The 24,291-nt window shown below is 60.6% G+C and carries 23 protein-coding genes; 8 read left to right on the forward strand and 15 right to left on the reverse strand.

Features of this window, described 5'->3' with window-relative positions:
• The first annotated feature begins 79 nt into the window (after positions 1-79).
• Positions 80-970: a DMT family transporter gene (locus LAC65_RS10695; RefSeq protein WP_039379123.1), complete on the forward strand. Its 891-nt coding sequence runs from the start codon at positions 80-82 to the stop codon at positions 968-970.
• Here the strand turns inward: LAC65_RS10695 and LAC65_RS10700 are convergent.
• Both LAC65_RS10700 and tctD read right to left on the reverse strand, forming a co-directional pair.
• Positions 957-2,333, reverse strand: coding sequence for a sensor histidine kinase (locus LAC65_RS10700; RefSeq protein WP_039379125.1), 1,377 nt, complete (start codon positions 2,331-2,333; stop codon positions 957-959). The genes LAC65_RS10695 and LAC65_RS10700 overlap by 14 nt on opposite strands.
• The gene (gene tctD, locus LAC65_RS10705) at positions 2,324-2,995 is read right to left on the reverse strand and encodes a transcriptional regulator TctD (protein WP_039379127.1); all 672 of its coding nucleotides are present in this window, start codon (positions 2,993-2,995) and stop codon (positions 2,324-2,326) included. Before tctD ends, LAC65_RS10700 begins: the two co-directional genes overlap by 10 nt.
• Before the next feature lie 120 nt (positions 2,996-3,115).
• Between tctD and LAC65_RS10710 the strand changes: the two genes are divergently transcribed.
• From LAC65_RS10710 to flk, 4 genes are all read left to right on the forward strand, one after another.
• Positions 3,116-4,093 (forward strand): Bug family tripartite tricarboxylate transporter substrate binding protein, encoded by a 978-nt coding sequence (locus LAC65_RS10710; protein WP_039379130.1) that lies wholly within the window; start codon positions 3,116-3,118, stop codon positions 4,091-4,093.
• An 11-nt stretch (positions 4,094-4,104) separates the two neighbouring features.
• A complete protein-coding gene (locus LAC65_RS10715; RefSeq protein WP_039379131.1) occupies positions 4,105-4,536 on the forward strand; it encodes a tripartite tricarboxylate transporter TctB family protein in 432 nt (143 codons plus the stop codon).
• Between the two features lie 12 nt (positions 4,537-4,548).
• A complete protein-coding gene (locus tag LAC65_RS10720) occupies positions 4,549-6,057 on the forward strand; it encodes a tripartite tricarboxylate transporter permease (protein WP_039379132.1) in 1,509 nt (502 codons plus the stop codon).
• Between the two features lie 119 nt (positions 6,058-6,176).
• Positions 6,177-7,208 carry a flagella biosynthesis regulator Flk gene (gene flk / locus LAC65_RS10725; protein ID WP_039379135.1) on the forward strand — a complete coding sequence of 344 codons (1,032 nt, stop codon included), beginning with the start codon at positions 6,177-6,179 and terminating at the stop codon, positions 7,206-7,208.
• Between the two features lies 1 nt (position 7,209).
• Here the strand turns inward: flk and LAC65_RS10730 are convergent, their stop codons facing one another.
• Positions 7,210-7,653 (reverse strand): rhodanese-like domain-containing protein, encoded by a 444-nt coding sequence (locus LAC65_RS10730; protein ID WP_039379137.1) that lies wholly within the window; start codon positions 7,651-7,653, stop codon positions 7,210-7,212.
• A gap of 86 nt (positions 7,654-7,739) precedes the next feature.
• Between LAC65_RS10730 and pdxR the strand changes: the two genes are divergently transcribed.
• Positions 7,740-9,176, forward strand: coding sequence for a MocR-like pyridoxine biosynthesis transcription factor PdxR (pdxR, locus tag LAC65_RS10735; RefSeq protein ID WP_224144714.1), 1,437 nt, complete (start codon positions 7,740-7,742; stop codon positions 9,174-9,176).
• Here pdxR and LAC65_RS10740 read toward each other — a convergent pair.
• Together LAC65_RS10740 and fabB are read right to left on the reverse strand one after the other, a co-directional pair.
• Entirely contained in the window at positions 9,139-10,311 is a 1,173-nt protein-coding gene (locus tag LAC65_RS10740; RefSeq protein ID WP_039379142.1) for an arabinose transporter, read from the reverse strand. The genes pdxR and LAC65_RS10740 overlap by 38 nt on opposite strands.
• A gap of 175 nt (positions 10,312-10,486) precedes the next feature.
• Positions 10,487-11,707, reverse strand: a complete 1,221-nt coding sequence (gene fabB, locus LAC65_RS10745; RefSeq protein WP_039379143.1) for a beta-ketoacyl-ACP synthase I — start codon at positions 11,705-11,707, stop codon at positions 10,487-10,489.
• 156 nt (positions 11,708-11,863) lie between these two features.
• Here fabB and mnmC point away from each other — a divergent pair, with 156 nt between their 5' ends.
• Positions 11,864-13,876 (forward strand): bifunctional tRNA (5-methylaminomethyl-2-thiouridine)(34)-methyltransferase MnmC2/FAD-dependent 5-carboxymethylaminomethyl-2-thiouridine(34) oxidoreductase MnmC1, encoded by a 2,013-nt coding sequence (gene mnmC, locus LAC65_RS10750; RefSeq protein ID WP_039379144.1) that lies wholly within the window; start codon positions 11,864-11,866, stop codon positions 13,874-13,876.
• Positions 13,877-13,904: 28 nt separating this feature from the next.
• On the opposite strand, the gene LAC65_RS10755 is transcribed toward mnmC, so the two are convergent.
• From LAC65_RS10755 to prmB, 6 genes are all read right to left on the reverse strand, one after another.
• Positions 13,905-14,186, reverse strand: a complete 282-nt coding sequence (locus LAC65_RS10755) for a YfcL family protein (RefSeq protein WP_039379145.1) — start codon at positions 14,184-14,186, stop codon at positions 13,905-13,907.
• Between the two features lie 30 nt (positions 14,187-14,216).
• Positions 14,217-14,762 carry an elongation factor P hydroxylase gene (locus tag LAC65_RS10760; RefSeq protein WP_039379147.1) on the reverse strand — a complete coding sequence of 182 codons (546 nt, stop codon included), beginning with the start codon at positions 14,760-14,762 and terminating at the stop codon, positions 14,217-14,219.
• A 64-nt stretch (positions 14,763-14,826) separates the two neighbouring features.
• Positions 14,827-15,624, reverse strand: coding sequence for a sulfite exporter TauE/SafE family protein (locus tag LAC65_RS10765; protein ID WP_039379149.1), 798 nt, complete (start codon positions 15,622-15,624; stop codon positions 14,827-14,829).
• Positions 15,625-15,694: 70 nt separating this feature from the next.
• The gene (mepA, locus tag LAC65_RS10770; protein ID WP_039385578.1) at positions 15,695-16,519 is read right to left on the reverse strand and encodes a penicillin-insensitive murein endopeptidase; all 825 of its coding nucleotides are present in this window, start codon (positions 16,517-16,519) and stop codon (positions 15,695-15,697) included.
• Positions 16,520-16,527: 8 nt separating this feature from the next.
• Positions 16,528-17,613, reverse strand: a complete 1,086-nt coding sequence (aroC, locus tag LAC65_RS10775; RefSeq protein ID WP_039379151.1) for a chorismate synthase — start codon at positions 17,611-17,613, stop codon at positions 16,528-16,530.
• 46 nt (positions 17,614-17,659) lie between these two features.
• Complete coding sequence (gene prmB / locus LAC65_RS10780; protein ID WP_039379152.1) at positions 17,660-18,592, reverse strand: 50S ribosomal protein L3 N(5)-glutamine methyltransferase; 933 nt, start codon at positions 18,590-18,592, stop codon at positions 17,660-17,662.
• 154 nt (positions 18,593-18,746) lie between these two features.
• Here prmB and smrB point away from each other — a divergent pair, with 154 nt between their 5' ends.
• Positions 18,747-19,295 carry an endonuclease SmrB gene (gene smrB, locus LAC65_RS10785; protein WP_039379153.1) on the forward strand — a complete coding sequence of 183 codons (549 nt, stop codon included), beginning with the start codon at positions 18,747-18,749 and terminating at the stop codon, positions 19,293-19,295.
• Between the two features lie 362 nt (positions 19,296-19,657).
• On the opposite strand, the gene sixA is transcribed toward smrB, so the two are convergent.
• The 4 genes from sixA to LAC65_RS10805 all read right to left on the reverse strand — a co-directional run bounded on the left by sixA (position 19,658) and on the right by LAC65_RS10805 (position 24,239).
• On the reverse strand, positions 19,658-20,140 hold the full coding sequence (gene sixA / locus LAC65_RS10790) for a phosphohistidine phosphatase SixA (RefSeq protein ID WP_039385580.1): 483 nt from the start codon (positions 20,138-20,140) through the stop codon (positions 19,658-19,660).
• A 207-nt stretch (positions 20,141-20,347) separates the two neighbouring features.
• Positions 20,348-22,468 carry a fatty acid oxidation complex subunit alpha FadJ gene (fadJ, locus tag LAC65_RS10795; protein WP_039379154.1) on the reverse strand — a complete coding sequence of 707 codons (2,121 nt, stop codon included), beginning with the start codon at positions 22,466-22,468 and terminating at the stop codon, positions 20,348-20,350.
• Positions 22,468-23,778: an acetyl-CoA C-acyltransferase FadI gene (gene fadI, locus LAC65_RS10800; RefSeq protein ID WP_039379155.1), complete on the reverse strand. Its 1,311-nt coding sequence runs from the start codon at positions 23,776-23,778 to the stop codon at positions 22,468-22,470. Before fadI ends, fadJ begins: the two co-directional genes overlap by 1 nt.
• Before the next feature lie 164 nt (positions 23,779-23,942).
• A complete protein-coding gene (locus tag LAC65_RS10805) occupies positions 23,943-24,239 on the reverse strand; it encodes a YfcZ/YiiS family protein (RefSeq protein ID WP_082032635.1) in 297 nt (98 codons plus the stop codon).
• Between the last annotated feature and the right edge of the window lie 52 nt (positions 24,240-24,291).

The following is a 24,291-nucleotide window of genomic DNA, read 5'->3' on the forward strand; positions in this document are numbered from 1 at the left end:
AACAAATATTGTCCGATTTTAACTATCTGTTTTAAACCGGTCAAACGTATGCTGGCGGCACTTTTTTACGGAGCCTGTTATGAATCTGCTGTTCCCGCTCATTGCGGTGCTGATCTGGTCAGTCAACACCATCGTCAGCAAACTTTCGGCTGACGCTATCGATCCCGCCGCTATCTCATTTTATCGCTGGCTGCTGGCGCTGCTGGTGCTGACACCGTTCTGCCTGCCCGGCGTATGGCGGCACCGGCGCACCATAAAAGGCCACCTCGGCCAGCTGCTGCTGCTGGGGCTGCTTGGCATGGTGCTCTATCAGAGCCTTGCCTACTATGCGGCGCATAGCGTGTCGGCGGTGATGATGGGCATACTGGGCGCCACCATTCCGCTGCTGACGATTCTGCTCAGCCTGCTGGTGCTGCGTCTGGCTCCCACGCGCGGTATTCTGCTGGGCGGTATTCTCTCGTTTATCGGTCTGGTCTGGCTGGTCAGCGGCGGCAACCCGGCTCAGCTGCTGGCGCAGCGTCCCGGCAATGGCGAAGTGATGATGCTGGCGGCCTCCACCTCTTATGCGCTCTATGGCGTGCTGACCAAACGCTGGGCGATCCCGCTCCCCACCTGGCAGAGCCTCTATGTGCAGATTTTCTTCGGTGTTGTGCTGCTGCTGCCGGGCTTTCTGCTCGCGCCGGAGGTCGCGCTGACGCAGCAGAACCTGCCGCTGGTGCTGTTTGCCGGGCTGTTTGCCTCGATCGTGGCGCCCTTTTTGTGGATCCTTGGCGTGCAGCGGCTGGGTGCCAGCACCACCAGTATCTTTATGAACGTGGTGCCGGTATTTACAGCGCTTATTGCGGTGCTGTTTCTGCATGAGCAGCTGCACAGCTATCACTGGATTGGCGGCGGTATTACGCTTACCGGCGTGATCCTGGCGCAGCGGCTGAAGACGCCGCTGCGCCAGCCGGCCATCAGGGAAAGCTGACGGTGACCCGCAGTCCGCCCAGCTGCGGGCTGCGATCGAGACGCAGCCGCGCGCCGTGCCAGGCGCAGATATCTTTCACCAGCGCCAGCCCGATACCCGCACCAGGCTGCCCGCTGGGATCGAGACGTGCAAACGGCTGGAGCGCCTGCTGCTGCTGCGCAGCGTCTATACCGGGGCCGCTGTCTTCAATCTCCAGCTGATGCCCCTGCAGCCGTGCCGTTACCGTTCCCTGCGCCGGCGTATATTTAATCGCATTATCCAGCAGGTTGGCGCACAGTTCAGCCAGCAGCAGCGCGTCTCCCTGTACGCGACACGCCTCTTCGCCCTCGAAACCTAAATCAATCTGCTTGTGCCGCGCGGCGGTATAGCCGCTCAGGCACGCCTGCTGCACAATCTGACTGAGATCAACGCGGGTAAAGGGTTTATCTTCGCCGTGGCGCGCCTTGATCTGCGCCAGCTGCAGCAGCCGGTCAGTCAGCTCTACGGTATCGTTCAGCGTGTGGCGCATGCCCTGCAGGCTCTCACGCCACTGCTGCGGATCGTCACTGCTGAGCGCCACGCTGACCTGGGTTTTCAAAATGGTCAGCGGCGTACGCAGCTGGTGCGACACATCGGCGCTGAAGCGCTCCTGCCGCGCCAGCAGCCCGCGCAGCCGCTCCAGATGCCGGTTAAATGCCACAATCAGCGGCTGCAGTTCTGACCAGGGTACCAGCGACGGCAAGGGCGTCAGCTCTCCTGGCGCACGGCGCAGCATAATCCGCGACAGCCGGCGCAGCGGCCGCAGCACCCGGCGCAGCAGCATCCCCGCCAGCAGCAGCGTGATCAGCACCAGGAAACTCTGGCTGATCAGCGCCGTACGCAGCAGGCTGTCGGCAAAGGCGTGCCGGGAGTTCAGCGTTTCCGCCACCAGCACCAGCGCCATGCCTTCTACCCCCTCTTCATTCACCGGCTGCCATAGCGCCGCCACGCGAATCGGCTGCCTGCGGTAGTGCGCGTCATAAAAGTGCACCAGCGCCGGGTAAGCCTCAGAGAGCGGCGCGTTACGCGGCAGCAGCGGCAGATCGGGATAGCCGGAGAGCGTATTTCCCTGCGGGGAAATAACCTGATAGAAGAGCTGGTCGTTCATATTACGCTCAAAACTGTCCAGCACTACCCAGGGCACATCCACTTCCAGATGGCGCTGGCGTACCACCAGCCTTTCCGCCACGGTGCGCGCTGACGCCAGCAGTGAGCGGTCATAAGCCTGATTCGCTGCCTGCAGCGCGCTCTGATAATGGGTATAAACCGACAGCGCCCACAGCAGCAGCAGCGGTGCGCCCAGCCACAGCAGCAGCTCACCACGCAGCGAGTGCATCAGCCGCACGGCTGCTGCTCCAGGCTGTAGCCGAGCCCGCGCAGCGTCACAATCGCCACATCGCTGCCGGAGAGCTTTTTACGCACCCGATGCACATAGAGCTCAATGCTCTCCGGACTGGCGTCGTCGGCCAGCGTAAACGTCTGCTCATAAAGATGCTGGCGCGATACCGGTCGTCCCGGCCGCTGCATCAGCGTGGAGAGCACGCTCGATTCGCGCGGCGTCAGCGACAGCGGCTTATGATTCAGCAGGAAATAGCCTTCGCTGTCGCGCTCCAGCTGTCCGAGCCGCTGGGTCTGCGCCGTCTGGCCGTGGCTGCGGCGCAGCAGCGCGCGCAGTCGCGCATCCAGCTCATCCAGCTCAAACGGCTTGGTCAGATAGTCATCGGCGCCGCCGTTTAAGCCCTGCACCCGCTGCGCCAGGGTACTTTGCGCCGTCAGCAGCAGCACCGGCACGTTCTGTCCGCGTTTGCGCAGCCGCGCCAGTACCGTCAGGCCATCCAGCCGCGGCAGCGATACATCAAGCACCACCAGCGCGTAGTCCTCACTCTGCAATATATGATCGGCGGCCAGCCCGTCGGCGACCCAGTCGACGGCAAATCCTTTTTGCGTGAGCGCCTTTTGCAGCCATGAGGCCAGTTCAGTGGTGTCTTCCACCAGTAAGAGACGCATATCACATCCTGTCATTTTTGCTGATAGCTGAAAGGTAAATGAAAGGTTGCTCCTTTAACAATTCAGCAACCGAAAATGTTCGGTAGCAATCACAATCTGGAAGAATGACTGGAGCGAACCATGAAAAAAACAGGCCTTCTCGTCCTCGCCTCATCCCTGCTGGCTTTTTCAGTAACCTCTGCGCTGGCAGAGGTACCACAGCGCACCGAGTGTATCGCCCCGGCCAAACCCGGCGGCGGTTTTGACCTGACCTGTAAGCTGATCCAGGTCTCCATGCAGGAGACCGGCCAGCTCACCTCGCCCATGCGCGTAACCTACATGCCAGGCGGCGTCGGCGCAGTGGCCTATAACGCCATCATTGCGCAGCGCCCGGCCGAAGCGGGTACGCTGGTAGCCTTCTCCGGCGGGTCGCTGCTTAATCTGTCACAGGGCAAATTTGGCCGCTATTCCGTGGACGACGTGAAGTGGCTGGCCGCCGTCGGCACTGACTACGGCATGGTGGCGGTACGCGCCGACGCGCCGTGGAAAACGCTGGGCGAGCTGATGGAGGCGATGAAAAACGATCCTAATAAAGTCGTCGTAGGCGCCGGCGCCTCCATCGGCAGTCAGGACTGGATGAAAACCGCGCTGCTGGCGCGTGAAGCCGGTATCGATCCGCGCAAAATGCGCTATGTCGCCTTTGAAGGTGGCGGCGAGCCGGTGACCGCGCTGCTTGGCAACCATATTCAGGTGGTATCCGGTGATATGAGTGAAATGGTGCCACACCTGCAGGGCGGCAAAATGCGCGTGCTGGCGGTGATGAGCGACAAACGTCTGCCGGGAAATCTGGCCGATATCCCCACCGCTAAAGAGCAGGGCTTTAACGTTGAATGGCCGGTGATCCGGGGTTATTACCTGGGTCCTAAAGTCAGCGATGCGGAGTACCAGTGGTGGGAAGATTCGTTTAAAAAACTGGTTGCCACCAAAGAGTTTCAGCAGCAGCGCGACGCGCGCGGCCTGTTTGAATTCAACATGTTTGGCAGCGAGCTGGATGCTTACGTGAAAAAACAGGTCGCTGACTATCGTGAAAAAGCGAAATCGTTCGGGCTGGCGAAATAGCGGAGGCGATAATGAGCGATCGTATTTTTGCCGCCATCTGGCTGGCGCTCTGTATTGCCGGCCTGTTTATCGGCTGGCAGATCCAGAGTGAATATAGCTATGAGCCGGTCGGTCCGCGCCCTTTCCCGCTGCTGCTGCTCGGGCTGATGGCGATCTGCGCCGTCATGATGCTGCTGCGCAAGCCTGATGTCATACAGTGGCCCTCAGCCACCACGTTTAAAAAACTGATTGTCCTGTGCATTCTGCTGATGGCGTATGGCTGGCAGTTCGAACATCTGGGCTTTCCGCTCTGCACGACCCTGCTGACCTTTGGTATCGGCCTGCTGTTTGGTGCGCGCTGGTGGGCGGCGGCGATCTCTGGCGTGGTGATGGGCGTGGCGCTGTTTTACGCCTTCGACCGGCTGCTTGACGTAACGCTGCCGATGGGCAGCTGGCTGAGTTAACAGGAGTCAATAATGGATACCTGGTCTTTTCTGATGCAGGGCTTCGCCGTCGCTATGACGCCGGAGAACCTGATGATCGCCCTGATCGGCTGCTTTATCGGCACCATTGTCGGCTTACTGCCGGGGCTGGGCCCGATTAACGGCGTGGCGATCCTGATGCCGCTGGCGTTTGCTCTGCACCTGCCAGCTGAATCAGCGCTGATCCTGCTGGCTACTGTCTATATCGGCTGTGAATATGGCGGACGTATCTCTTCAATTCTGCTGAATGTGCCGGGTGACGCAGGTGCTATCATGACCGCACTGGATGGCTATCCGATGGCGCAGCAGGGTAAAGCGGGCGTAGCGCTCTCTATCTCCGCCGTTAGCTCGTTTGTTGGCTCCACCATCGCCATCATCGGCATCATTCTGTTTGCCCCGATTCTGGCGAACTGGTCGCTGGCATTTGGTCCGGCGGAATATTTTGCCCTGATGGTGTTTGCCATCGCCTGCCTCGGCAGCATGATGAGCCACAACCCGCTGAAATCGTTCCTGGCCGCCCTGATCGGTCTGAGCATGGCTACCGTGGGCGTCGATGCGAATACCGGTGTTTATCGTTTTACCTTCGACAGCATTCACCTTTCCGACGGCATTCAGTTTGTGGTGGTGGTGATTGGCCTGTTCTCGGTCAGCGAAATTTTGCTGATGCTGGAGTCCACCAGCGGGGGCAAGAAAGTCGCACGCGCCAGCGGCCGCATGATGTTCAATATGAAAGAAGCGGCCCAGGCAACCGGCGCCACGCTGCGCTCCTCCTTTCTGGGCTTTTTCGTTGGCGTGCTGCCGGGTGCGGGTGCCACTATCGCCAGCGCTATCGCCTATATGACGGAGAAGAAGATTAGCGGCAGTAACCAGTTCGGCAAGGGGGATATTCGCGGCGTGGCAGCACCGGAAGCAGCAAATAATGCCTCGGCGTGTGGCTCATTTATTCCGATGCTGACGCTGGGCATTCCGGGTTCCGGTACCACGGCGGTGATGGTAGGCGCGCTGACGCTTTATAACATTACGCCGGGTCCGGCGATGTTTATCGAACAGCCTGACATTGTCTGGGGCCTGATTGCCGCACTGCTGATCGGCAACGTGATGCTGCTGATCATGAATATCCCGATGATCAATATCTTTGCCCGTATGCTGACCATCCCGCTCTGGTTCCTGGTACCTGCGATCGCCGCCATTTCCGCCGTCGGCGTGTATGCGGTGCACAGCACAACCTTCGACCTGCTGCTGATGGTGGGATTAGGCATCTTTGGCTATATCCTGCGCAAGATGGATTTCCCGATGTCGCCGCTGATCCTCGGCTTTGTGCTGGGGGAAATGCTGGAGCAGAACCTGCGCCGTGCGCTCTCAATCAGTAACGGCAACCTGCCTATTCTGTGGGAGAGTCTCATCTGCAAAGTGCTGCTGGTGCTGGCGGTCGCAGTCCTGGTGGTGCCATTCGTCTGGAAACGCTGGCGTCGCAGCCGCTTCAGAGCGGCAGAGGCGGAATAAATCCGCATCTTCTCGCTTTTCTGATACCAGCCCCCGTGGATTTCCCGGGGGCTTTTGCTATCATATGCCCCTCTTTTTCCGGCGCACCCGGATCTGACTCGTTTTTCAAGGATTCCGCCATGCAACCTCTCAGCGGTCCCGGTGTGCCCGCGGGCGATCGTTCTGCGCTTACCGGTGTTTCCGGCCCGGCCCGCCCCGGCGGTCCGGCTGGCGAACAGCCTCTCTCTCCGGCGCAGCGCACCACGCTGGAACGGCTCATTGTACGCATTATGTCTCTCAGCACCCTGAAAGCGCCTGAGCTGTGGGCGGGCGTACGCCATGAAGTGGGCGTGAAGAGCGATGCTGACTTTCAGTCGCGCCATTTTCCGGCTGCTGAACAGCACCTTAATCGTCGCCTGAGTCAGGTGCAGGACAGTCACGCCACGCGCCAGCTGCTCCAGCAGCTGCAGGATAAGCTGCCGCAGGGCAACAACCGTCAGGCGGTAAGCGACTTTATCCGCCAGCAGTTTAACCAGACGGTGCTGAGTGCGCTGAGCCAGGATCAGCTGCGTCAGGTGCTGACCATGCTGCAGAACGGCCAGATGGCGATCCCGCAGCCGCAGCAGAGCCGCAGTACCGATCGCACGCTGCTGCCGGCGGAGCAGCAGGCGCTGAACCAGCAGGTGACGCGGCTGGCGGCCACGACCGGCGAGTCGCCGGTAAAACTGCTGACCGACGCGCTGAAGCTGGTGAATCTTAAAAGCGGCGATCCGGTGCCGTCGCGGCACTTTCCGCTGCTGACGCAGTATCTGCAGGTACGCCAGACGCTGGGGCAGCACAGCGCACCCACGCTGCAGCTGCTGGAAAGCTCGCTGAAACAGCCGCTGAATCGTGATGAACAGCTGCTGCTGCAGGATTACAGCCAGCAGCGTTTTCAGGCGACGCCGCAAACCGTGCTGACCGCCGCGCAGTGTCAGGATCTGCTGAATCAGCTTTTCAGCCGCCGGGCTGAGCGCGGTGAAACGCTGCCGCTGACGGACAGCGTGCGCCAGCCACAACCTATCTGGGCACCGTTTACAGAGATCCTGCCGCGCCCGCTGGCGCAGCGCCCGGCGCTGTCGCTGATAATCGCAGTAGCGGTGGTGCTGTTTCTGCTCTGGCTGCTGGCCTGAGTCAGCAGCCGCACCCGGCCGCAGCACCGTGCTGTGGCCACTCTCCCGCGTCGGTTCCCCACGTCAGCGGATGCCCGTCGCGCTTCCAGAAATCCAGCCCGCCAATAAGCTCCTTAACCTGAAATCCCAGCGCTGCCAGTTTTAGTGCCGCTTTGGTTGAGCCATTGCAGCCAATGCCGTCACAGTAGGTGATATAGACCTTGCTGCGATCGAGCGCCGCCGTGCTGTGTGCGCTGATGGTACGGTGAGGAAACGAATGCGCGCCGCAGATATGTCCTGCAGCATAGTGTTCAGGGCTGCGGGCATCAAAAACAACAATGGCAGCCTCGCCGCGTGCCAGATCCTCTGCCAGATCCCAGGCATCGGTGTAATAACTCAGCTTCTGCTGCAGATAGGCGTAACTCTCTTCCGCACGGGCGGCGGGATAGTGTAAGACAGCGGACATACTCTTCTCCTGTTGCGATGTGCACCCACTTTACGGCAAATTGGTCTCCGCAATGAGACCCTTTCCGTCAGAGTAATAAGACCATTATGTATCAGGAACTGGCCACGCTTTTTCAGCAGCAGGCGCAGGGTGGACGACGCGAGCGCCTCTGCCGCACCCTGCGGCAGGCGATCGTCAGCGGTCAGCTGCGCCACGGTGAGAAGCTTCCCTCCAGCCGTCAGCTGGCCGCAGAGCTGTCAGTCGCGCGCGTAACCGCGGAAGCGGCCTACGCGCAGCTGGAAAGCGAAGGTTATCTGCAGCGCCACACCGGGCGCGGTACTTTTGTCGCGATTACGCTGGCTCCGCCGCCAGATACGCCGTCAACCCGCCGGGCACCGCACTTCTCGCAGCGTGGCCTGCAGCTGCTGGCGACCGGCGGCTGTCAGGATCCGCCCTTCCCCGCCGCGTTTGCCGCCGGATCGCCCGATTTACGGGCTTTCCCGCATACGCAGTGGCGGCGCATCAGCAGCAACGTGCAGCGCCGGCTCGGCAGCCGCGTGATGGGCTACGGCGATCCGCTCGGCTACCTGCCGCTGCGCGAGGCGGTCTCAGAGTATCTGAGCCTGTCGCGCGGTATGCGCTGTCGTCCGGAACAGGTCATCATCCTGACCAGTTCGCAGCAGGCGCTGCAGCTGCTGGCGCTGCTGCTGCTGGATCCGGATGATGAGGTGTGGCTGGAAGATCCTGGCTATCCGGGGGCGCGTAACGCCTTTCTTGCCGCAGGCGCGCACTGCCGGGCGATGCCGCTGGATGAGCACGGCGCGGTCCCGCTCTCCGGTCGCGCCCGGCTGGTTTACCTGACGCCCGGGCATCACTATCCAACCGGTATAGCGATGAGTCTGGCACGGCGGCTGCAGTGGCTGGCGTGGGCGCAGCAGCATAACAGCTGGCTGATTGAGGACGATTACGACAGCGAATTTCATTACGGTGATCGGCCTGCTCCGGCGCTGCAGGGCATAACGCACGACAGCAGGGTCATCTCGCTGGGGACCTTTTCCAAAACCCTGTTTCCCTCCCTGCGCCTGGCGTGGATGGTGGTACCGCCGCAGCTGACTGAGCCGCTGGGCCGGGCGCGCAGCGTGCTGGATGGGCATAGCGCGCTGCTGCCGCAGGCTATCACCGCTGAATTTCTGCAGCAGGGCCATTTTGCCAGCCATTTGCGGCTGATGCGGCAGCTCTATCACTACCGGCGCGACCGGCTTCTGGAAGAGATTCATAGCCGTATGCAGCCGTGGCTGCGCCCGCTTCCGGCAAACGGTGGTCTGCAACTGGCCGTCTCGCTGCTGCAGGGCAATGAGGAAGCGCTGACACAGCGGGCAGCGGCAGCGGGTCTGCTGCTACCGCCTCTCTCACCGCTCTGCCATACAGCTGCACCGCAGCCCGGCTGGCTGCTCGGCTTTGCAGCGCTGACGCCGGCTGAGATCGCCAGCGCCTGCGATAAGCTGGTTATGCTGCTGGCGCGCGAAGCACGCAGCACCAGGTGATAACGGAACCGGCCACGGCACAGAGCGCGCCCGCCAGATAGACGGCGCCATAGCCAGACGCCGTCGCCAGCAGTCCGGTTAGCGGGCCGCTGATCCCATAGGCGATATCCTGAAAGGCAGAGAAAGCGCCCAGGGCAGTACCGCGTATCTGCGGCGCGACGCGACGCACCACTTCAACCCCCAGCGCCGGAAAGATCAGCGAGCAGCCACAGCCGGTGAGGGCCGCCCCCGCCAGCGCCAGCCAGCCTGAGGTGGCAACGGCAAGCAGCAGCAGACCCAGCGCTTCCACCAGCAGTGACACCAGCGCGACCCGGCTCCCGCCATAGCGATCCGGCAGATGACCAAAGAGGATCCGCACCCCGGTAAAAGCGCAGCCAAAGGCGGTGAGCGCAAAGCCGGCGTGTCCCCACGCCTGAGCAGCAAAATAGAGCGAGGTAAAGGTGCCGATTACGGCGAAACCGGCGCCCTGCAGCGCCAGCACCAGCCCCGGTGAAAAAATGGCGCTGATAACGCTCCACAGCGACGGCCGCGTACCGCCGGCAACCGGCACCGCACGGATCCAGCCGTTAACCAGCAGAGCCAGCAGCGGCAGCAGCAGCGCCGCACCGCTGATAGCCAGCAGCCCGCCATGCTGATACATCAGCACTCCCAGCGGAGCGCCTGCCGCCAGCGCGCCATAAATCGCCATTCCGTTCCAGGACATGACCAGACCAGAGCGCCTGGCCCCCGCCAGCCCCAGCCCCCAGGTCAGGTTACCGGTCAGCAGCAGGCTTTCCCCTACCCCCAGCAGCAGACGCGCCACTATCAGCAGCATAAAGCGCACGCCGGGTGCGACCGGCAGCAGCACGGCGGCGGCATAGGCAGCCCCTGTCAGCGCAATCGTCAGCATACCGTAGCGGGTGGTAGCGCGTGCTCCCTGCTGATCCGCACGCCGGCCGGCAAAACCGCGCGTCAGCAGGGTGGCAATAAACTGACTGCCGGTTGCAATGCCCACCATCAGGTTACTCATGCCCAGTTCCTGATGCACATACAGCGGGATCACCGGCAGTGCCAGTCCGGCGGTCAGATAGCTGAGAAACACGGCAAACGAGGTACAGGCGAGCGGCAATACGGACGCGTTAGCGTGAGCGGTCATGTTTGCGCACTCCTTGTCAGCGACGATAGCGCAGGGAAATTACGGGAAGGTAAAACAGGAGTGTATGCAGGTCAAAGCGGGGTTGTCAAAACGGCTCAGGCTGAGCAGAGAAAGCAAGGCTGCCATAGCGACAGCCTGTGATATCCCGTCAGGGGGCGACGGGACGCGGGCAGATTTAGCCCTGATATTTACGCATGGTCAGCGTGGCGTTGGTGCCGCCAAAGCCGAAGCTGTTGGACATGACCGTGGTCAGCGCTTTTTCCGTTGGCTGCGTCACGATGTTCATCCCTGCTGCGGCCTCGTCCAGATCGTCGATGTTGATGCTCGGCGCGATAAAGCTGTGCTCCAGCATCAGCAGGGTGTAGATCGCTTCCTGCACGCCCGCTGCACCCAGGGAGTGACCGGTCATGGCTTTGGTCGCTGAAATGTACGGGGTGTTGTCACCAAACACTTCACGGATTGCGCCCAGCTCTTTCACATCGCCAACCGGCGTGGAGGTGCCATGCGTGTTCAGATAGTCGATCGGTGCATCGAGGCTTTGCATCGCCATCTTCATGCAGCGCACCGCGCCTTCACCTGACGGTGCAACCATGTCAGCGCCATCAGACGTTGCGCCATAGCCAACAATCTCAGCATAGATATGCGCACCACGTGCCAGCGCATGCTCCAGCTCTTCAACCACAACCATGCCACCGCCGCCGGCGATAACAAAACCGTCACGGTTAGCATCATAGGTACGCGAGGCTTTCTCAGGCGCATCGTTATATTTGGTCGAAAGTGCGCCCATCGCGTCAAACTCGCAGGACATTTCCCAGGTCAGCTCTTCACCGCCACCGGCAAAGACCACATCCTGTTTGCCCAGCTGAATCTGCTCAACGGCGTTGCCGATGCAGTGTGCTGAGGTGGCACAGGCGGAGCTGATGGAGTAGTTCACGCCATGAATTTTAAACGGGGTCGCGAGGCAGGCAGATACACCTGAGGCCATGGCTTTGGTCACTACATAAGGACCCACGCCTTTCAGGCCGCGCGGACCGCGCATAGCGTCAGCACCGAACACCTGATAGCGCGGTGAACCACCGCCGGAACCGGCGATCAGACCCACGCGCGGATTGTTCTGATACTGCTCGTCAGTCAGGCCTGAATCTTTGACCGCTTCCGCCATAGAAAGATAGGCGTAAATAGAGGCATCACTCATGAAACGCACGATTTTGCGATCGATGAGCCCGTTGGTATCCAGTTTGACGTTGCCCCACACGTGGCTGCGCATACCGGCTTCTTTCATCTCTTCAGAGAAAGTGATACCGGAACGGCCTTCACGCAGAGAAGCCAGCACTTCCTGCTGGTTATTACCAATGCTGGAAACGATACCCAGGCCAGTAATCACTGCACGTTTCATTCAATAGTCCTCATTCCACATCTTTTTGGATTGACGTGCACTCTAGCGTACAGTTGTACGCCGAACAAGTCCGATCAGCCATTTCCTTTTGTAAATTTGCGTCATGTGACGCCACTCGCTAAAATCGCGCCACTGCCTGAAAAATGAGCCTTTCCCGTGAAATTATCCCCGGTTGAACACGCGCAATTAACCTGGAACGATCAGGGTACACCTGTTTCCCGAGCGTTCGATGATGTCTACTTCTCTAACGATAATGGACTGGAAGAGACCCGCTATGTGTTTCTCGGCGGTAATCAGCTGCCGCAGCGTTTCAGCACGCATACGCGCGATCTGTTTATTGTGGCGGAGAGCGGCTTTGGCACCGGTCTGAACTTTCTCACGTTATGGCAGGCGTTCGATCAGTTTCGCGCGCAGCAGCCTGCTGCGGCGCTGCAGCGGCTGCACTTTATCAGCTGTGAAAAGTATCCGCTAACGCAGGCCGATCTCGCTGCCGCGCAGGCGCGCTGGCCGGAGCTGGCGCCGTGGGCAACGCAGCTGCAGCAGCAGTGGCCATCGGCGCTGCCCGGCTGTCAGCGGCTGCTGTTTGACGGTGGACGGGTTACGCTTGATCTCTGGTTTGGTGACATTAATACGCTGATATCAGAGTTTGATGAGAGCCTGCAGGGTCAGGTTGACGCCTGGTTCCTGGACGGCTTTGCGCCGTCTAAAAATCCGGATATGTGGACCCCGGCGCTGTTCAGCGCTCTGGCACGGCTGGCACGTGCCGGAGGAACGCTGGCGACCTTTACCGCTGCGGGTTTTGTCAGGCGTGGCCTGCAGGAAGCGGGATTTACCATCAGTAAACGTAAAGGCTTTGCGCATAAGCGCGAAATGCTGACCGGCACGCTGGCGCATGCGGTGCCGCTGCCAGCCGTGCAGCCGTGGTATGCGCGGCCTGCAGCAGCGGGCCAGGATGTCGCCATCATTGGCGGCGGCGTCGCCAGTGCGCTGCTGGCGCTGGCATTACTGCGCCGCGGCTGGCGCGTGACGCTCTACTGCGCCGATGAGGCCCCGGCACTGGGTGCATCCGGCAACCGTCAGGCAGCGCTCTACCCCTTACTGAACCAGCACGATCCCGCGCTGGCGCAGTTTTTCCCCGCCGCTTTCAGCTTCGCGCGTCGTCTTTACGATAGCCTGCCGGAGCGTGCTGAACAGAGCTGGTGTGGAGTGCTGCAGCTGGCGTGGGATGAAAAAAGCGCCGATAAGATTGCGCAGATGCTGGCCCTGGCGCTGCCGGCGGAGATCGCTTACGGCGTCTCACCGGCCGAGGCGGAGCAGCTGGCGGGCGTTGCGCTGGGTATGGGCGGCATCTGCTATCCGCGTGGCGGATGGATCTCCCCTTCCCAGCTTACCAGCAACCTGCTGGATCAGGCGCAGACGCAGGGTCTGCACCAGCACTGGCTGCACCGGGTTACGCAGCTGACGCCGCATGAAAACGGCTGGACGCTGCACTTTTCCGACCGGGCTGATATGCAGCATCAGAATGTCGTACTGGCCAACGGGCATGCGCTGCGGACGCTGGAACAGAGCCAGGATCTGCCGGTCTACCCGGTCGCAGGCCAGGTAAGCCATGCGCCCTCATCAGCCGCGCTGGCAAACCTGCAGAGCGTGCTCTGTTACGATGGTTATCTGACACCCGTCAGCCCGACGTTTGGCACCCACTGCATCGGCGCCAGCTATCATCGCGGTGACACCGCGACCGCTTTTCGTGCCGATGATCAGCAGAGCAACCGTCAGCGTCTGATGGCGTGCCTGCCGCAGGCCGCCTGGCCGCAGCAGGTTGATCTCAGTGATAACGAGGCGCGGACTGGCGTGCGCTGCGCCACGCGCGATCATCTGCCCATGAGCGGCGGCCTGCCAGACTACGCTGCCACGCTGGCGCAGTATGCTGACCTGCCGGGACAGCGCGCCCGCGGGGAGAAGATTGCTGAAGCCCCGCACTATCACGGGCTGTTCGTGCTGGGGGCGCTGGGATCGCGCGGGCTCTGCAGCGCGCCGCTGGCAGCTGAAGTGCTGGCGGCACAAATGAGCGGTGAGCCGCAGCCGCTCGATGCCGCAACGCTGGCGGCGCTGAATCCGAACCGCTACTGGGTGCGTAAATTGCTGAAGGGAAAAAAGGCGGGGCGCTGAGAGCCGGGGCGAAAAGTCGCCCCGCGCATCAGGCGGTCTGACGTGCCTGACTAAACAGGTTATCCCACATGCCGACCACCAGCGCCTGATCGCGTGGCGAGAGTTCACCGGCGGCGATAGCATTCTGCAGGCTCCGGGAGACGACAATCTGCAGCGCTTCCGGCGTGTGTTCGCCGCTCTGCTCAATTTCCGCAACCGCCAGCGTCAGATGGCCGCGCAGATAACCGCTGGCAAACAGCTCATCATCACTGGCGTGATCGACCATATCGTCAATCAGCGCCAGAATGCGGGACTCAAATTCTACGATCATCTCTCATTCCTTTCATTTTAAGCAGGCGAATTAAAGCGTTTCCGGCCACGGAAACTGCGCTGCAGTGAGCGCTGGCGTACCATAATAGCGGTTCAGCGCCGCAATAAACTGTGCCGGGCGAGCCGGGATCCCCTGCTCCAGATAGTGCATCACCTGGGCATGGACCCGGCGCTGAAACGCAATGCGATCGGGTTCACAATCGCCTTCGAGATTGTCACAGCTGACATTAAAGGGGAAGTCCGCCGCAACGCAGAATAGCCACTCCAGCGCCTGCGGTTTTACTTCAACCGCTTCAAACTGGCTCTGCGTCTGCGCATCACGCCCGTCGGGGCAGTACCAGTAGCCAAAATCAACCTGCTGCCGACGCGCGTCGCCCGCAATACACCAGTGCGAAATTTCATGCAGCGCGCTGGCGTAAAATCCATGGGCAAAAACTACGCGGTGCCAGGGTGATTCCGCATCTGCCGGAAGATAAATCGGTTCATCATCGCCTTTAATTAGACGTGTCTTAAAAGTCTCAGCAAAGCAGCCGTCGAAGATGTCGATCAGCTGCTGATAGTGGTGTTCTGTCGGCATAGTCATCTGTCAGTTAATCATCTGGCGCCATTGTCGCACCGGCGGCACGATTTGACGAGTCGGTTTATCCTGCGGCAAACCAGGCCAGTAGCTCAGCCCCGTGGCTGTCCCACAGCAGTTTGGCGCTCATGACCGCAGAAACGGTCACAACCATCGGGCGGATCAGCCGCTGGCCACGGCTCAGCACCAGCCGCGCACCCAGCCGCGCCCCGATAAATGCGCCGAGCAGCATCACTACGCCGGTTCCCCACACCAGTTTGCCGCCAAACATAAAGAACAGCAGGCTGGCGAAGTTGGAGGTGAAATTCAGCACCTTGGCATGCGCCGTCGCTTTGGCGAGATTGAAACCGCAAAGCGTGACAAAGGCGAGCGCATAGAAGGAGCCGGCTCCCGGACCGAAGAATCCATCATAGAAGCCCACACAGCCGCCGCCCACCAGCGCAAACGCCACGCCCTGCAGACGATGCTCGCGATCCACCTCTCCCAGACGCGGCATCAGCAGGAACCAGAGTCCGATGGCGATAAGCAGCAGCGGCAGGATCTGACGCAGAATATCCGCCTGAATATGCTGGATCAGCAGCGTGCCGCCGACCGCGCCGAGAAACGTCATCGCGATGTTCAGCCGCTGGTCACGCAGGTTTACGGCGCCACGGCGGACAAAATAGAGGCTGGCGGAGAAAGAGCCGCCAACCGACTGCAGCTTGTTGGTCGCCAGCGCCTGTGCCGGTGACAGCCCGGCCGCCAGCAGCGAAGGAACGGTCAGCAGTCCACCGCCGCCGGCAATGGAGTCGATAAAAGCGGCCAGTATGGCAACAAAAAACAGTACGCCAAGGATAAGCGGGCTGACGATAAAAAGGTCCATTTCACTTCTCGCAGCAGGTAGCAGACAAGCCCGGCGCGGGGCAATAGCCGTTGCGCGCCGGGAGAGGTACTCAGAGCCGGTGGTTATCCAGCAGCGCCTGGCAGGATGGCGGCAGCGGCGGCGGGGCTTTTTTTACCGGTGGCGTGCTGCCGGGCTTTTTCGGCAGGAACCAGCTCTCAAGCTCTGCACCGCAGCCGTCGCCCGGCGGCGGTGGCGCCTGATCTTCACACTCCAGGCTGCCGGCCGGACAGCGCAGGCGCACATGCATATGCGCCCGATGCGCAAACCACGGGCGAACTTTATGCAGCCACTCGCGATCGCTGCCGGCATCGGCGCAAAGCTGTTTTTTGATCGCCGGATTCACAAAAATTCGCGTGACGTCGCTGTCTTTCGCGGCCAGCTTGATCAGGCTATCAATCTGCGGCTGCCAGTGACGGGCGATCACCTGTTTATCATCCGGCGCCACCAGATCCAGCGGCTGCGGCTTCAGCAACTGCTGTGCGCTCCAGCGGGTTTTTGGCAGCTGTAGCCAGATATCCACATCCAGTCCGGTCTGATGACTGGCGTGGCCGCTGCTGAAACGTCCACCCGCCGCCATTCCCATATCGCCAATCAGCACCTGCCCCAGATGAAGCTGACGGGTGCGGGTGCTGAGGCGCTCAATAAAGGCGATCAGATCGGGATGACCATAGTAGCGGCGCTGGTCCTGACGCATGACCTGATAGGCCGGTGCATCAAGCGGCAGCGCCTGTGCGCCAATGATACAGCCATTGGCGAAGCCGCCAATCGACTGCGGCGCCCCGGAAACCGGGTGCTGGATCTGCTGCCACGGCGTGGCGGCAACGGCGGCCGCGCTACCCAGCAGCGCGGCGAAAGTGAGCAGAGCGCGGCGCATCATCAGGCTCACCAGCGCGGTACGCTGCTGTTAACGTCAGCGTTTTGCCCGCGCTGGCGTAACAGGTGATCCATCAGCACAATCGCCATCATCGCTTCGGCAATGGGCACGGCGCGAATGCCGACGCAGGGATCGTGACGCCCTTTGGTGATCATCTCCACCTCCTCCCCCGTGCGGGTAATGGTGTTACCCGGTACGGTAATGCTGGAGGTCGGTTTCATCGCCAGGTTGGCGCTGATGGTCTGCCCGCTGCTGATGCCGCCGAGGATGCCGCCGGCGTGATTGCTCTGAAAGCCGCTGGCGCGGATTTCGTCGCGATGCTCGCTGCCGCGCTGGTTAACGACGGCAAAGCCATCGCCAATCTCTACGCCTTTAACGGCGTTGATGCTCATCAGCGCATGCGCCAGATCGGCATCGAGGCGATCGAACACCGGCTCACCGAGGCCCGGTGGCACGTTTTCCGCCATCACGGTCACTTTCGCGCCGATAGAATCGCCCTCTTTCTTCAGGGCGCGCATCAGCGTATCCAGCGCCTCCAGCTTGCTGGCGTCCGGACAGAAAAACGGATTCTCTTCAACGATGCTCCAGTCTTTCAGCTCACAGGCGACGTCGCCAATCTGCGCCAGATAGCCACGCACTACGATACCGTGCTGCTGCTGCAGATATTTTTTGGCGATGGCACCGGCGGCCACGCGCATAGCGGTTTCGCGTGCTGAGGAGCGTCCGCCTCCGCGATAATCGCGCAAACCATACTTCTGCTCATAGGTGTAATCTGCGTGGCCGGGCCGGAACAGATCTTTAATCGCGCCGTAATCCTGCGAACGCTGATCGGTGTTCTCGATTAACAGGCCGATAGAGGTGCCGGTAGTGACCCCTTCAAACACACCAGACAAAATTTTCACCTGATCCGGCTCGCGACGCTGGGTGGTATAGCGCGAGGTGCCGGGACGGCGGCGATCGAGATCGTGCTGGATATCGGCTTCAGTCAGCGGAATACCGGGCGGCACGCCGTCAACGATGCAGCCCAGCGCAAGACCGTGCGACTCGCCAAACGTAGTAACGCGAAAAAGTTGTCCAATGCTGTTTCCGGCCATGATGGCTCCTTGTTGCCATAGTGCGGGCGCTCAGGCGCGCCGCAAATTAATCTTTAAAAAAGGAGAAATGGTGCTGCGCCGCCACGATCTGATCGCGCGTCAGCATAAAGACGCCGTCGCCGCCGTTATCAAACTCCAGCCAGGTGAAAGGCACGTCAGGATATTGCTCAATCATATGCACCATGCTGTTGCCGACTTCGCAAATCAGCACGCCCTGCTCGCTGAGATAGTCAGGCGCACAGGCGAGAATGCGGCGTACCAGCTTCAGGCCATCGCTGCCAGCCGCCAGGCCAAGTTCCGGTTCATGATGATATTCGCCAGGCAGATCGCCCATATCTTCCGCATCCACGTACGGCGGGTTGGTGACGATCAGGTCATATTTTACCGGTGGCAGGTTGCGGAACAGATCGGCGCGAATCGGCGTGACGTGATGCAGCAGGCCATGCTCTTCAATGTTTTGTTCCGCCACCGCCAGCGCGTCGTGGGAGATATCGACCGCATCCACTTCCGCTTCAGGAAAGGCATAGGCGCAGGCGATAGCGATGCAGCCGCTGCCGGTACACATATCCAGAATATGCTGTGGCTGGCCGGGGATCAGACCCGCAAAGCGGTTTTCAATCAGCTCGCCAATGGGTGAGCGCGGAACCAGCACCCGTTCGTCTACGTAGAACTCATGTCCGCAGAACCAGGCTTTGTTGGTCAGGTAAGCGACCGGAATACGTTCATTCACGCGGCGGATCACCCGCTCAACGATACGGTGCCGTTCACTGGCGGTCAGGCGCGCATTGCGCATATCTTCAGGAATATCGAGCGGCAGCCACAGAGTGGGCAGAACCAGCTGGACCGCTTCGTCCCAGGGATTATCCGTGCCGTGACCGTACCAGATGCCAGCCGCTGAAAAACGGCTGACGGCCCAGCGCAACATATCCTGAATAGTGTGCAGTTCGTTTACTGCCTCATCGACGAAAATCTTGTCCACGTAGCCCTCCGCAGGCCATAAAATCAATCGGCCGATAGTTTGCCATGAAGCGGGCCAGAATTCAGCGCAGCGAGGCGAAAAAGCTGACATTTGTCAGCGCTTAGCGGTAAGGTAACAGCCCGGTAAACTGCAACGTTGAAAGAATTTTCCCGCCATGAGTAAAAAGACGCCGCTGAACGACGACGATCAGGCGCTGTTTCGTCAGTTAATGATCGGGACGCGTAAGCTGAAACAGGACACTATCGTACATAAACCTGCGGTTAAAACCCGGGAAGTCCCGCTGAAACGTCTGCTTTCCGAACAGGCTGACAACAGCCACTATTTTTCCGATGAGTTTCAGCCGCTGCTCTCCAGCGACGGGCCGGTGCGCTATGTCCGTGCTGACGTCAGCCACTATGAACTGAAGAAGCTGCGTCGCGGTGACTACACGCCGGAAATTTTTCTCGACCTGCACGGGCTGACGCAGATGCAAGCGAAGCAGGAGCTGGGCGCGCTCATCGCCGCCTGCCGCCGCGAACATATTTTTTGCGCCAGCGTCATGACCGGCCACGGAAAACATATTCTTAAACAGCAGACGCCGCTATGGCTGGCGCAGCACCCGCATGTGATGGCGTTTCACCAGGCACCTAAAATGTTCGGCGGCGACGCCGCACTGCTGGTGCTGATTGAGGTAGAAGAGTGGCAACCGCCCGAACTGCCTTAGCAGATGAGGTGGCAGGTTGCAGCAAGGCGGCAAGTAAATGAATCCCCGGGAGCTTACATCAGTAAGTGACCGGGGTGAAGGCGCGCAGCCAGTGCGGCTGCAGCCTGTACGCGCGTATTCCCCGAAATAATTCAGGTTGCAGCAAGGCGGCAAGCAAATGAATCCCCGGGAGCTTACATCAGTAAGTGACCGGGGTGAAGGCGCGCAGCCAACGCAGCTGCAGCCTGTACGCGCGTATTCCCCGAAATAATTCAGGTTGCAGCAAGGCGGCAAGCAAATGAATCCCCGGGAGCTTACATCAGTAAGTGACCGGGGTGAAGGCGCGCAGCCAGTGCAGCTGCAGCCTGAATTATGAAGGGGAATCAGATAGCTTTAGCAAGCCTGGCCGGACTCACCTGCCACAAAAGCTTACCTTCGCACTCGTCGGCATTAAAATCGATACAGGCGATAGCCGACGTGGCGAACATGGGCGGCGCTTCCTGCGGGCACAGCTCAGAAACCAGGTATCCTACCAGCGGCAGATGCGAAATCACCAGCACGGCTTTCACGCCCTGCACCGCCAGCGCCTGCAAATGCAATGCGACCTGTCCCGGATCGCCGCCCGGCGTCAGTTCAGAAAGAACGTCCTGGTTTTGCGGCAAATCCAGTGCCTCGCGCACGGTGGCGAGCGTCTGCCCGGCGCGCAGATAGGGGCTGACCAGCACCCTTCCGATATCCGGCGTCTGGCTGTTGAGCCAGCTCGCCATCTGACGTGATTCGTTACAGCCGCACAGCGTAAGGGGGCGAGCAGAATCGCTCGCGGCTTCCAGAGCTGCATCGCCATGACGCATGATAAAAACTTGCATAAAGCACCGCTGTTGTTGGTCGATATCGTCCGGTACCACGGCACCAGACGCTTCATTCTGCGAATGAAGGCTGTGTTTTACCCCAATGGCTTCAGTATAGTCAACCGGTTGCTTATTAAATAAGCGCCCGCTAAATCGGTACCGGCTGACCTGTACTGCATCTTCTCTGCTAAGCGGCTGAATATGCACCGCTCTTGCTGAATGTGATTAAATGTAAAAATGCGCGCCGCTTTCTGCCCGCTTCAGCAGCGCCTCGCACGGGGCAAAGCGATCGCCATGCTGCTGGGCGAGGGCCGTAAGTCTCTCCACAAGCGCAGCGCTGCCGTATCGATCCATATAACGGAACGGTCCGCCAAGAAAAGGTGGAAAGCCGATGCCGAATACCGCAGCAACGTCGCCATCGCGTGCCGAACGGATCACCGACTCATCCAGACAGCGCGCGGCCTCATTTAACAGCATCAGCATGCAGCGTTCAGCAATCTGCTGCTCACTCTGACGCGCCTCAGGTTTCAGAGCGAGCAGCGTATAGAGGCTGCGATCCGCTTTACGCGCGCCGGGCCAGCGTCTCTTCTCATAGTGATAAAACCCTTTCCGGTTTTTTCGTCCTTTGCGGTCGTCAGCGAGAATAGCATCAACCGCGGCCTGCGGTGCGGCAAAGCGCGCGCCATAAGCCTGCTCAAGCAGCGGGCTGATTTTACTGCCAGTGTCGATACCGACTTCATCAAGCAGCTGCAACGGCCCTACCGGAAAACCCGCTTTTACCAGAGCCTGGTCAATATGTTCGACCGGTTCCCCCTCCAGCAGACAGCGCAGCGCTTCGTTGATATAGGGGGCGAGAATACGGTTAACGTAGAAGCCTGGGCGATCCGCTACCACTACTGCAGTTTTACCTTGCTTTTGCGCCAGCCGCAGCGTGGTAGCCAGCGTTTCCGCTGACGTTGCCGCATGCGGGATCACCTCAACCAGCGGCATTTTATCTACCGGACTGAAGTAGTGCAGCCCGATGATATTTTGCGGCCGCTGCGCCTGCGCGGCGATAGCGCTGATAGCGAGCGAGGATGTATTCGAGGCGAAAATGGTGTCGGGCTGACAGTGCTGCTCCATTTCCGCCACCATCTGCTGCTTCAGTGCCAGATCTTCAAATACCGCTTCAATGACCACATCGCGCCGGCTGAAGCCCTGATAGTCGGTACCGCCGCTGATGCGCGCCATCTGCTGCTGACGCTCTGCGGGTTTCAGCTGACGCCGCCTGACTTTTTTTGTCAGCAGATCCCAGCTGTAGCGCAGCGCGTGATTGATTCCGCTGAGCTGGATATCTTTGATACGCACCGGCAGTTCCGCTTTCAGCGCCGTCACGCTGGCAATCCCTCCGCCCATCAGCCCACCACCCAGTACGCCCACCTGCTGCAGCGTGCGCACTTCGCCCTCTGCGGCGGCGGCTTTTTTCAGCGCGGTGGACGCGAAAAACAGGCTGCGCAGCGCTGCCGATTCCGGCGTTAGCGCCAGCTCGCCAAACGCCTGCGCTTCAGCCTCATGTCCCGCCTGGCTACCCTGCTCCAGCCCGATGCGCACCACCTGCAGAATGCGCCCGGTCGCCGGATAGTTACCCTGAGTTTTTTTATCCGTCTGACGCTTTGCCAGCGCAAACAGTAACGGGCGCCCCGCAAAGCTCTGCATCAGGCGCGCCCGCTGTGGCAACGTCCGCGCCGCGCCCTTTCCTTTATGAACGCGCGCCACCGCCGTTGCCAGTAAAATGGCCGGCGGCACCGCATCATCGACCAGGCCCAGCTTAAGCGCCTGCCGGGCGCGCAGGGCTTTACCGCTGAGTATCAGCGACAGCGCCTGCTCTGCGCCAATCAATTGCGGCAACCGCTGTGTGCCGCCGGAACCGGGCAGCAGGCCCAGCTGAACTTCAGGCAGACCAAGCCGGGTCTTCTCATCCAGCGAACAGATGCGGGCGTCGCACGCCAGCGCCAGCTCCAGACCGCCCCCCAGACAGGCGCCGTGTATCGCCGCCACAACCGGAAACGGCAGCGCTGCAATCTCCGCCATCACCTCCTGCCCCTGCTTCGCCAGCGCCTGCGCTTCAGCTGATGAGTGGCAGCGGTCGATCATGCTGATATCAGCACCCGCAATAAAATTGTCCGCTTTGCCGGAAATCAGTACCAGACCCGCCAGCTGCGGATGCTGACGGGCTGCGGCGATCACCGCGCGGATCTGCGCGGCAAACTCAGCGCGCAGCGTATTCATTTTTTCACCCGGCACATCAATGGTGATCACACCAACATGATCCGGGCGCAGGGTTAACTCAAACGCGGTATGCTGCATTATTCAGCCTCCAGAACCATTGCAGTGCCCAAACCGCCCGCCGCGCAGGCGGTTACCAGTCCCAGTCCGCCACCGCGCCGCCGCAGTTCATGCAGCGTCTGGGCGATCATGCGGGCACCGGTGGCGGCAAACGGATGCCCGTAGGCGATGGAGCCGCCCAGCACATTAAAGCGGTCATCATCAACCTCGCCCAGCGCCTGCGGCCGGTTGAGCACCTCACGCGCAAAGCGCGCATCGCTGAACAGCTTCAGGTTGGCTAACGTCTGGGCGGCAAAGGCTTCATGCATGTCAATCAGCGTTAAATCACCCAGCGTGACGCCAGCGCGATCCAGCGCCAGCGGCGAGGCGTAAGCCGGGCCCAGCAGCATGTCGGTCTGCACATCGATGGCGGTAAACGCGTAGCTGCGCAGGTAGCCCAGCGGCGCTATTCCCAGTTCGCGGGCGCGCCCTTCACGCATCAGGATGAGGGCTGCCGCGCCGTCCGTCAGCGGCGTACTGTTTGCTGCGGTTACCGAGCCGTGACGCCGGTCAAACGCAGGCCGCAGTCGGGCATAATCGGCCGCGCTGGCGTTAAAGCGGATGGTGTTGTCCTGCTCAACCGGCGCTTTCCACGGCGGCACAAAGGCGGGCATGACCTCCTGCTGCAGTACGCCGCTCTGCCAGGCCTGTGCGGCACGCTGATGTGAGCGCAGGGCAAGCGCATCCTGCTGCTCACGCGTAATACCCCAGGTTTTAGCCATCTGCTCAGCCGTATCTCCCATGCGCAGTCCGGTTGAATACTCCGCCACGGCAGGCGGCACCGGCAGCAGATCGCGCGGGCGCAGACGCCGCAGGATCTGCAGCTTTTTGCCCACTGTCCGCGCACGGTTAAGATCGACCAGCGCACGCGCCAGCGTTTTGCTGACGCCAATCGGTAACACGGAGGAGGAGTCTGCGCCGCCGGCAATTCCGGCATCGATGGTGCCCGCCATCAGGCTCTCCGCTACGTTAGCGACGGCCTGAAAGCTGGTTGCACAGGCGCGACTGACGCTGTAGGCGTCCGTGTGCACGCTCAGCCCGCTGCTCAGCACAATTTCGCGCGCAATATTTGGCGCTTCCGGCATCTGTATCACCTGACCAAACACCAACTGATCGATTACCTCAACCGGCAGTTCGCTGCGCACCAGCAGTTCGCTGACCACCATACGCCCCAGCTCCAGCGCCGGAATGCCGTGGAAATCGCTCGCCTGCCGGACAAAAGGCGTACGCAGCCCGTGAGTAATAGCGATACGTTCGCCCTGACGCGTCAGCAACGGCTGCGCTCTGCTCATGCTTTTCCCCCTGTAACCGACGATCTGACACCATTGCCAGAGAGGTCTGACCTGATCGTCAGTGTTAACCATCCGGCGACGGCTCGCCAATAGCAAAGAGAAAAAAGTGCGAGGAAAAACACGAAAATAGCGATTCGCCGTCGCGGATTGACGGCGATGCAGAATTAACGCAGGGCGAGCTGAAAAATCAGCGCTTCAGCCTGACAGGCAAAGGTAAATTCAGCGTTCAGGCGTATACCTTCCGGCTCTGAGGTAAATTGCGACGTAATCTCACAGGGTTCAGAGGCAGTTTGCTGCGCTTTCTCCGTCAGCGTTAACAGCATCGCTTCGGCAGCTGCGCGATCGGGAAACAGCGCTGACCAGCGGGCACTGCAGTCGCTGTTATCAATCACAATGCCCGTATCCACACAGCAGCAGGCAGCGGTCTCGCGGGCACTGCATTTATTAATGGTCTGACTCATGAGGTTTCTCCGGCTGAAAAAGCGGGCGATCTAAGGGGATGTTCTGTCATAA

It is taken from the genome of Pantoea eucrina, assembly GCF_020079945.1.
GTDB lineage: Bacteria > Pseudomonadota > Gammaproteobacteria > Enterobacterales > Enterobacteriaceae > Pantoea > Pantoea eucrina.

Coding starts and splice junctions, on each gene's coding strand:
- LAC65_RS10695 (WP_039379123.1), top strand. CDS start 80: ATGAATCTGCTGTTCCCGCTCATTGCGGTGCTGATCTGGTCAGTCAAC.
- tctD (WP_039379127.1), bottom strand. CDS start 2,995: ATGCGTCTCTTACTGGTGGAAGACACCACTGAACTGGCCTCATGGCTG.
- LAC65_RS10710 (WP_039379130.1), top strand. CDS start 3,116: ATGAAAAAAACAGGCCTTCTCGTCCTCGCCTCATCCCTGCTGGCTTTT.
- LAC65_RS10715 (WP_039379131.1), top strand. CDS start 4,105: ATGAGCGATCGTATTTTTGCCGCCATCTGGCTGGCGCTCTGTATTGCC.
- LAC65_RS10720 (WP_039379132.1), top strand. CDS start 4,549: ATGGATACCTGGTCTTTTCTGATGCAGGGCTTCGCCGTCGCTATGACG.
- flk (WP_039379135.1), top strand. CDS start 6,177: ATGCAACCTCTCAGCGGTCCCGGTGTGCCCGCGGGCGATCGTTCTGCG.
- LAC65_RS10730 (WP_039379137.1), bottom strand. CDS start 7,653: ATGTCCGCTGTCTTACACTATCCCGCCGCCCGTGCGGAAGAGAGTTAC.
- pdxR (WP_224144714.1), top strand. CDS start 7,740: ATGTATCAGGAACTGGCCACGCTTTTTCAGCAGCAGGCGCAGGGTGGA.
- LAC65_RS10740 (WP_039379142.1), bottom strand. CDS start 10,311: ATGACCGCTCACGCTAACGCGTCCGTATTGCCGCTCGCCTGTACCTCG.
- fabB (WP_039379143.1), bottom strand. CDS start 11,707: ATGAAACGTGCAGTGATTACTGGCCTGGGTATCGTTTCCAGCATTGGT.
- LAC65_RS10755 (WP_039379145.1), bottom strand. CDS start 14,186: ATGATCGTAGAATTTGAGTCCCGCATTCTGGCGCTGATTGACGATATG.
- LAC65_RS10760 (WP_039379147.1), bottom strand. CDS start 14,762: ATGCCGACAGAACACCACTATCAGCAGCTGATCGACATCTTCGACGGC.
- LAC65_RS10765 (WP_039379149.1), bottom strand. CDS start 15,624: ATGGACCTTTTTATCGTCAGCCCGCTTATCCTTGGCGTACTGTTTTTT.
- mepA (WP_039385578.1), bottom strand. CDS start 16,519: ATGCGCCGCGCTCTGCTCACTTTCGCCGCGCTGCTGGGTAGCGCGGCC.
- aroC (WP_039379151.1), bottom strand. CDS start 17,613: ATGGCCGGAAACAGCATTGGACAACTTTTTCGCGTTACTACGTTTGGC.
- smrB (WP_039379153.1), top strand. CDS start 18,747: ATGAGTAAAAAGACGCCGCTGAACGACGACGATCAGGCGCTGTTTCGT.
- sixA (WP_039385580.1), bottom strand. CDS start 20,140: ATGCAAGTTTTTATCATGCGTCATGGCGATGCAGCTCTGGAAGCCGCG.
- fadJ (WP_039379154.1), bottom strand. CDS start 22,468: ATGCAGCATACCGCGTTTGAGTTAACCCTGCGCCCGGATCATGTTGGT.
- fadI (WP_039379155.1), bottom strand. CDS start 23,778: ATGAGCAGAGCGCAGCCGTTGCTGACGCGTCAGGGCGAACGTATCGCT.
- LAC65_RS10805 (WP_082032635.1), bottom strand. CDS start 24,239: ATGAGTCAGACCATTAATAAATGCAGTGCCCGCGAGACCGCTGCCTGC.